We start from the raw sequence: 7761 nt of genomic DNA on the forward strand, positions 1-7761 counted from the left end.
GCCAGTGTGCAGCAACGACTACTCAAGCATCACGGTGAAGCCTCCATCGATGTTATCAAGGATAATCCTTATGCTTTAATGGGCTTTGGTCTTTCGTTCAGTGCCATTGAAGACATTATCAAGTTAACGGATTTTAAGAGCGATGTTGCGAAGGATGACCCAAGAAGGCTCAGCGCTGCTCTGGAAATGGCGATTCGCAAGGAGATTGAAAAAGGTCACACCTATACCACTCATGCCAATGTGCGCCCTTACCTCAACAAGCTATTAAGAGACAAAACACTGGTCACTCAGGCGTTCAAATCAGGTCATGATAAAGCTCAGTATATTTTAAATCCCGACACAGGAGCCTACCATCCAACGGCGCAACTTCTGATGGAAAGTGTCGTTGCCAAGCGGCTAAATACACTGATTAAGCGAAATGACTTGTTTGATGAAAACGCCAATGCTGCGTATTGCTCTGCGGTTGCGGAGCTTCCCTACGAATTAACCCGCAAACAAATCGAAGCCGTAACAACGAGTCTGGATAATTCGGTAAGCTGTATTACGGGCGGTGCAGGAACAGGCAAGACAACGGTACTCCGAACGGCTCTCAGGGCTTACCATCAACTTGGGTTTGAAATACACGCCGTGGCGCTCAGTGGCCGCGCTGCAATGAGACTTCATGAGTCCATCGGTTTTGTTACCTCAACCATTGCCAAATTGCTGCGTGAAGACCCTATTGAACCCAGTGTCGATAAACCAAATCACCTACTGGTGATTGATGAGGCAAGCATGATTGACTTGCCAACCATGTATCGTCTTGTGAATCACATTCACCCCTCTGTACGATTGATATTCACTGGCGACCCCGACCAACTTCCACCAATCGGTTGTGGCAAGGTGTTGGCAGACATCGTTGAAGCAAAAACGGTGGCGAATACGATGCTAGATATCGTTAAGAGACAGGAAGGTTCAACGGGTATCCCCGAATACTCAAAGCTCATTAATCAAGGTGTGACGCCTGAGCAATTAAGTACAGGTGCAATACACTTTCACGAAACCAGTAAAACAGACATTGCCAAAGTCTGTTGTGAGCTTTACCAACAGTGTCCTGAAAGCAGTCGTGTCATGGCTCCAACCAAGGCACTCGTATCAGAAATCAATAAACTCACCCAACAAGCCGTTAACCCAGATAGCACTAGCCTTGAGTTCGAAATCAATGGGGATAAGTTCTTTTTGCCCCTTCGCATGAATGATGCGGTGCTATTCACGCAGAACCATTACGACAAAGGTGTTCAGAACGGTTCGCTTGGCACACTAACTAACGCCAAACCTTCTGGGGATAGTTACGGTGAAGTGACGCTAGATACAGGTGAAAAGGTTGAGATAACACAATCCGTTCTCGACTGCATGGAGTTGGGTTACGCAATCACCCTACATAAAGCTCAAGGGTCACAGTTTCCACGCATCATCATCGCTCTGCAAAACGGAAGAATAGTAGATAGAGCTTGGCTCTATACAGCAATCACGAGAGCTGAAAGTGAAATCCATATCGTTGGTAGTAGTGATGACATGAAGCAGATCACCGAGGCACCTAGTCACTCTCATAAGCGGAATAGTTACCTAAAAGAACTATTGAGTTAGCAATTTCAAACTCGTTTATGCCCCATAACAAGCTAGAGCAGGAATGAGGCTATACTAAAGATTCGTAATTTGACTTACTTTTCTTTATGCCTAGAGTTCTGACTATGTGGCCAAATTTACTAATCCACAACACATATACTTATGAAAATACACGGCCATTAAAAGAGAGTATCAGTAGATACTCTCTTCAGATTGATCTTACCTCTCTGAAGGGTGAGTCCAGTCAAAAGCCTTTAATGGGGCATCAACTGGTGTATGAGATAATGCATTGGTGAAATTTGAAATGAGTTTGCAAGCTAAGCCTGTCAACACTTCAAGTGCATGCCGCTCAGTGTATCCTACCGTTAGAAAGTTCTGCAACTTTTCATCACCTATATGACCACGATTATCTAGTAGCTCTTTAGTAAAGACATGCAACGCTTGTAGTTTGACATCAGGTAACTCATTTCCTTCCCGTAGTGCTTCAATAATGCTTTCTGGCATATTAGCTGATTTCATGATCCACGTATGACCAGGAACGCAATAGTGACAGTTGTTTTCAAAGTTTGAGGTCATCAGAACCACTTGAGCTTCGAGTGGACTGAATAGTGTACTTTGCGTGAATAACTCATAAGTCTTCAAATAAGCTTGATAAGTTGCGGGAGCATCTGCTAGCACTTTATGTAAATTTGGAATTAAACCAAGTGATTTTTTAGATTGCTCCATCATTTGCTTTGAAGCTTCTGGTGCTGTTTCAATATTGTGGTAGTTAAACATAATAATTCTCTCGGTTTATTATTTATTAATGGTGAAAGCGTTACGTAAGGCTTGAGTTAATCGTTCTTCGCTTGCTCTTAGTCGATAGTCTTCAGACTGATCTATCCATTGGATGACACCATGTTCATCAATTAAGACCGATGTTGGGATAGACATTGATTTGTATTCAAATGAAGTAGGAAATGGCAGCCCTAATACTGTTTTTGTTTTAGACGAGTCAGCCCCTAAAGCCTTGTGGTGTTCAACGCCGTATTGTTTAACTACTTTGAGTTCTGGGTCTGACAAAAGAAGAAAATCTAAACTATCTCGTTCGATGTGCATTTTTGCTTGTTCTGCCGTATCTCCCGACAACGCAACGACCTTAACGCCATATCGATCTAGGGTCGGTTTCATATCGTTAAACATTTTTAATTCAGCACTACAGTATGGACACCAAGCACCTCGGTAAAACTTGAGTAGAACGCGTTGATTTTTTATGTCATCAGCCGAATAAATCTCGTTGTCATATGTTGTTGATTCGAATTGTGGGAACTTATCTCCAATTACAACTTTAATATCACCTAGAGGAGTATCTTTTTGACTGAATACCCAAATGAATTTACCACCAAGAAATATGGAAAAGCTGGACATTAAGACAACGAAAACAAAGCTCCAATGCATATTTATAATCCCACTGATAATTGCACCTAGCCCCAAAAGGACACCTGCCGCAAGTGCTAGCATAAGGATGATAGGATTTTTGGGAGGCTTGTTCTTTTTTACTTTTAGAAAGTAATGCAAACTTCCAATCACCGTTGAGGCAAATCCAAGTAGTGATAGTGCTATAGCTGAAAACATCGTTTGTTCCTCATTGTTTTGTTTAATTGTACCAGTTAGTACATTTGCAATTAATGTACTAACTAGTACAATAGGTGTCAATAAGAATTTTATGTAGTTGTATAGATAAATGGCAAAGAAAAGACAGTTTGACGAGATAGAAGTGCTTGGAGTTATGGCCAAATATTTTTGGCAGCATGGTTATGCGTCGACTAAGGTGGATCAATTATCGACCGTTACAGGATTAACTAAAACCAGTATTTACAACGCGTTTGGCAACAAAGAAACCGTGTTTAAATGTATAGTAGATTTCTATGTTGAGCATCACATGTCTGTGGTACTCAGGAAACTCGACTCAGATAAATTAATATCAGAGAATCTTCAATATTTATTTGATAGTGAGTTCTTAAATCCAGAGAATGATCTACTCACTTACGGCTGCTTAATTACAAACAGTATTGTTGAATTAAAATCAAACGAACCAGCCCTCTATGAGTATGTTATTAAGAAGTTTGAACAAGGTCGTATTGCAACACTGGCATTTTTTACTCAATATGAGAAAACAGAACGACTTATTGATGGTATAGATGCGGAGCATTTGACCGACTATTTCCTTACGTTTCGTCAAGGACTCAAAGTTCAATCAAGAGGGCAAAGACCACATGAATCTCTCGCTCGATCTATACACGTATTCATGCTTGTATTGAGTACATTTGAAAAATAGATTATGCGTAGGCTATTCTCGAGCTTTAGTTTTGTTGTCGAGTTTTAGATGTCTAATGATTATGAATGCAGCACCGTAGCAACACGATTCTAGTTGAGCCAATTAGTTAATCGAGCAGGTAGACTGCTTTATCCTTATCGCAATACTATTGAATGGTGCCTTTAAATGAAAACAATAAAATATAATGGACGTATTGTTTTTCAAAAACAAGATATACCCAGTTTCAAACGTATGCCGCGCGTATTTGTAGACAGTGAAGCGTGTTTTGCGTTTGTCACAAATGGCGATTTTAACGTCAGGGAACAGACAGAATCTGCTTCATTGAACAAAAACTGCGGAATACTGGCAAAATGCACTAACTACTTTTATGAAAACACTAGCTATCATAATGATGAAGGTGCAGGTGAAGCGATTGGTATCCTTCTCTATCCTGAAATATTTCAGTCACTGTTTAACTTTGATATTAGCCAGTCAAAATACAGGGTCGATTATAATATTTTGCAGGTTGAAGTGGACAAATTGCTAGAGCACTATCGTGATAGCATCAGTATATTGCTGGATTCTCCAGAGTTGGCGGATGATTTGCTTATCGAGAGCAAACTACGTGAATTTGTCATTCTTATGGCGAAAAGAACCGGCGCACCTTCTGAACTCGATTTTCTTGCTTCTATGTTTAAACCTAACTTTGCCAAATTTGAAGATATTATCCAAAGTAATCTGTATGCGGATCTGAGTGTGGATGAGTTGGCAGCACTGTGTCATATGAGTGTTTCTACTTTTAAACGTAAGTTTAAAGAGGTGTATTCAGAACCCCCAATAAAATACATTAGCAAATTAAAAATCAACAAAGCTAAAGTGTTACTGAAAGATAATAGCTTACGTATCTCCGACATCGTTTTTGAAACGGGTTTCGAGTCGGTTTCCACGTTTAACCGTGCCTTTAAAGGACAAACAGGCCTATCCCCTTCTCAATTTCGTTTAACTTGACACCACCGCATTTTAACCTTTCTATTCAGGTTGGCTCGTTTGAACTAATGTGAGCAATTTTTGAACTTTTATGGAGAGCTCTGTACCTCCAAATTCCATATAGTTACCCCATCAACTAAACACAGAGAAAGGTAACGAATTATGGGTATCAGCTTTAAAGAAAAATATGGTGATTGGGCACTTATCACAGGGGCAACATCAGGCATTGGCGCAGAAATGGCAAGCCAGATTGCGGCAAAAGGATTGAACGTTGTTTTGGTCGCTCGTCGAGAAAAAGAGCTTGAAGAGCAAGCTACGTTGCTTACGGAACGCTACGGAATTAAAGCAATGACAGTTTCTGCTGACTTAAGTACGTCAGAAGGCGTCGAAAAAGTTAAGCAAATTGACAAAAGTATTGGGCTACTTGTACTAGCCGCTGGTATTGAAGTTAATGGTTCGTTTGCTAAATCATCTCTAGAGCAAGAGTTGAAGATGATACAGCTTAACGTTACCTCTGTATTGCAACTGACTCACCACTTTACACCAGCGATGATCGAAAGAAAAAGAGGCGGTATTTTAATGGTATCAAGTCTTTCTGGTCATATGGTTTCCCCATATTTTTCAAATTATGCAGGTACCAAAGCCTATGTTCTTCAGCTAGGTGCATCTCTTCATGGCGAACTTAAACCCAAAGGTATTGATGTAACGGTTCTTTCTCCTGGGTTAACAACTACACCGATGACTGCTGATAATGGTGTTGACTGGTCAAAACTACCTATGGTTGCAAAAGATCCTGCGGAAGTAGCAGAAATAGCTATCAATGGTTTGGGTAGAAAAGCAGTTGTGGTTCCAGGTAAACGTAATCGAATGACCGCTATTCTTTCTGGGATCATCTCCCACCAAAAGCAGGCAATAATGGGTGAATCAATGATTGGAAAAGCAATGCCCAAGAACAAAATGTAACCCCCAACAGTTTAAAACTTTAGTGAAAGAAAAAGGGAAAAAGCAATGATTAAAGTATACGTAATATACCCAAATAACGATGATGTGATTTTTGATTTTGATTACTACTGCAACAAACATGTTCCTATGATAGGAGAGCTTCTGGGAGACGCACTAAAAGGGGCGACAGTAGATGCAGGGCTAACAAGTGTTGTTCCTGGTGAAGCAGCGGCATATGTGGCGATTAGTACAATTTCATTTGAATCTATAGAGTCATTTCAAACGGCATTTGGCCCAAATGCAGAGAAGATAAAAGCTGATGTACCGAACTTCACTAATACCGTTCCAACAATTCAGCTTTGTGAGCAAAAAATATAGAACCGCAACTCTCTACGGTGAAAATGAGCAGGATACCGAATAATAAACAATTTGGATTCAGCTTAGTGTTATTTAATGAAATAAAATTGAAGCTAAACGCTTGATAAAAAAGAGTTAAATATGAATAAGAAAATCAAATTGGATATAGTGTCAGATGTGATTTGTCCTTGGTGTATTATCGGTTATAAGCGTTTAAATACCGCGATAAAAGAGCTTGGGATAGAAGATCGCATTGAGATTGAGTGGCAACCTTTTCAGTTAAATCCAGATATGCCGCTTGAAGGTGAAGACCTACGTGCCCACCTTAAAAGGAAGTACGGTACTACATTAGAAGATAGCATTCGTTTCAGAAAAGAGATGACAGAGCTTGGAGAAGACGTTGGGTTTAAATTCGACTACTTTGACGGGCTAAAAGCTGTAAATACCCTTGATGCTCATATTCTTCTGGAGCATGCAAAAAGTGTAGGCAAGCAAACCGAGCTTAAAAACCGGTTATTTGCTTCGTTTTATAGCGAGCAAAAAGATATATCCAGCAAGAGTACCCTCGAGCAAGAGTTGCAAAGTCTTGGTATTAATGTTGACGAAGCAATGCAATGCCTAGATGACGATAATATGCGAAGTCATGTCCAGTCGCTGGAACAGAAATGGAAACAAGCGGGTATATCAGGTGTTCCAACAGTTGTATTCAATCGCGAGAGCGCTATTTCTGGAGCCCAATCAGTGGATACGTATAAGCAAGTATTAACTGAATTAGCTAAAATGTAATTCCTGCATCCCTCTAAAACGGACTTTTGCAATATTTTGGCGGTCTAAAAAAGGCAACGGTCTATATGAAACATAGAGAGCTTGAAGTCTACCTTCATCATCATATACCAGTATCAAAGTCTCTCGGTATCGGTGTGAATACTTGTAGCAGCAAAAATATCGAGATTACTGCACCATTGAGAATGAATACAAACCACATGAATACGGTGTTTGGCGGCAGCTTGTCTGTTGTTGGTATTTTGGCAGGTTGGTCTTTAGTTTATGCCCAGCTGGAGGGTAAAAAACATCAAATTGTTATTCAAAAAAATAGCATTCGATACTTGAAACCCGCCAGCAAAGATGTAACAGCAGTATGTAAATATGACAACCTTACGGCGTGGTCTCGGTTTCATCGTGCGTTTCAACGCAAGGGAAAAGGTCGTGTTCAAATAGCCTGCAATCTATTTTGTGCGGATGAGTTGGTTGCTACTTTTGAGGGAGTATACGTCGTTTTTAATAAAGAGTTATAAGGTCAAAATGCAATGAAGGCTACAAAGTACTTGAATAAATTGAGCTTAGACATGGTTGACTTGGTTTGTTATCAAAAAGAAGTATAAGATAAAAAACTTAGCACAAGGTAAAGCTTCGTGATCTTGCCCTGTACTCTTCGGCTACCGTTCACCGCTCGTTTTGTAGATAAAGAGGGTGAAACTAATTATAGATCTTTGATAATTTCGGATACTTTTTCTAATCAATATTAGTCGACGTAGACAGAGTACTCTAAATGATTTCTGTCCAGAAACGTGTTTCAG

General features: G+C 40.1%; 9 protein-coding genes. 7 read left to right on the forward strand and 2 right to left on the reverse strand.

The window, feature by feature from the left end:
* Positions 1–1623: AAA family ATPase (locus BCU91_RS05985; protein WP_102531106.1), on the forward strand; the 1623-nt coding region annotated here is incomplete at its 5' end.
* 198 nt (positions 1624–1821) lie between these two features.
* Here BCU91_RS05985 and BCU91_RS05990 read toward each other — a convergent pair.
* Together BCU91_RS05990 and BCU91_RS05995 are read right to left on the reverse strand one after the other, a co-directional pair.
* Positions 1822–2379 (reverse strand): carboxymuconolactone decarboxylase family protein, encoded by a 558-nt coding sequence (locus tag BCU91_RS05990; RefSeq protein ID WP_055024802.1) that lies wholly within the window; start codon positions 2377–2379, stop codon positions 1822–1824.
* Between the two features lie 18 nt (positions 2380–2397).
* On the reverse strand, positions 2398–3216 hold the full coding sequence (locus tag BCU91_RS05995; protein WP_055024801.1) for a peroxiredoxin family protein: 819 nt from the start codon (positions 3214–3216) through the stop codon (positions 2398–2400).
* 109 nt (positions 3217–3325) lie between these two features.
* On the opposite strand from BCU91_RS05995, the gene BCU91_RS06000 reads away from it, so the two are divergent.
* The 6 genes from BCU91_RS06000 to BCU91_RS06025 all read left to right on the forward strand — a co-directional run bounded on the left by BCU91_RS06000 (position 3326) and on the right by BCU91_RS06025 (position 7479).
* Complete coding sequence (locus tag BCU91_RS06000; RefSeq protein WP_055024800.1) at positions 3326–3919, forward strand: TetR/AcrR family transcriptional regulator; 594 nt, start codon at positions 3326–3328, stop codon at positions 3917–3919.
* A gap of 165 nt (positions 3920–4084) precedes the next feature.
* The gene (locus tag BCU91_RS06005; protein ID WP_198589623.1) at positions 4085–4906 is read left to right on the forward strand and encodes an AraC family transcriptional regulator; all 822 of its coding nucleotides are present in this window, start codon (positions 4085–4087) and stop codon (positions 4904–4906) included.
* Positions 4907–5047: 141 nt separating this feature from the next.
* Complete coding sequence (locus BCU91_RS06010; protein WP_055024799.1) at positions 5048–5848, forward strand: SDR family NAD(P)-dependent oxidoreductase; 801 nt, start codon at positions 5048–5050, stop codon at positions 5846–5848.
* Between the two features lie 45 nt (positions 5849–5893).
* Positions 5894–6205 (forward strand): EthD family reductase, encoded by a 312-nt coding sequence (locus tag BCU91_RS06015; RefSeq protein ID WP_055024798.1) that lies wholly within the window; start codon positions 5894–5896, stop codon positions 6203–6205.
* A gap of 120 nt (positions 6206–6325) precedes the next feature.
* A complete protein-coding gene (locus BCU91_RS06020) occupies positions 6326–6970 on the forward strand; it encodes a DsbA family oxidoreductase (RefSeq protein WP_055024797.1) in 645 nt (214 codons plus the stop codon).
* Positions 6971–7035: 65 nt separating this feature from the next.
* Positions 7036–7479, forward strand: coding sequence for a YiiD C-terminal domain-containing protein (locus BCU91_RS06025; protein WP_082419996.1), 444 nt, complete (start codon positions 7036–7038; stop codon positions 7477–7479).
* Positions 7480–7761: the final 282 nt, after the last annotated feature.

Origin of the sequence: Shewanella sp. 10N.286.52.B9, assembly GCF_002873635.1 — a bacterium.
Taxonomy (GTDB): domain Bacteria; phylum Pseudomonadota; class Gammaproteobacteria; order Enterobacterales; family Shewanellaceae; genus Shewanella.